Origin of the sequence: Allocoprococcus comes (genome assembly GCF_013300725.1) — a bacterium.
Taxonomy (GTDB): domain Bacteria; phylum Bacillota; class Clostridia; order Lachnospirales; family Lachnospiraceae; genus Allocoprococcus; species Allocoprococcus comes_A.
Genome location: NZ_JAAIMM010000119.1, coordinates 1 through 377 on the forward strand (window position 1 = coordinate 1; position 377 = coordinate 377).

General features: G+C 48.3%; 1 protein-coding gene. It reads right to left on the reverse strand.

What is annotated here, in order from left to right; translation table 11 throughout:
• A partial coding sequence (locus G4407_RS16340) for a lysozyme family protein (RefSeq protein WP_173689714.1) occupies window positions 1-377 on the reverse strand: 377 nt, incomplete at both ends.

Sequence of the window (377 nt, forward strand, 5' to 3'; positions counted from 1 at the left end):
CCACCGGAATAATACCGCATCACATGGGGAACGTATTGGGGATCTCCGTAACTGCTCCATCCATGCGAAGCTGCCTGTTCCTGTGAAAACTGCAATGCATTGGCTTCTGTATAACCGCCTCTTTGCAATGCCCATCCTATGTATCCATTTCCATAGTTATATCCCTGCCATGCAAGTTTTAACTTGTCCATATCCTGTGGGCTGCTGCATCCTGCCTGACTGATACAGTCCGCAAAGGTTTGCACTCCAACCTCTATCGAATAATCCGGATCAGTAATAGAACCAGGAGTGTGTGGGAATCTTGTATTATATGGACTTTCCGAACACTGCATCGGGTCTGTTCCCCTGCCTCCAGATTCCTGCATCATGATGGCCTG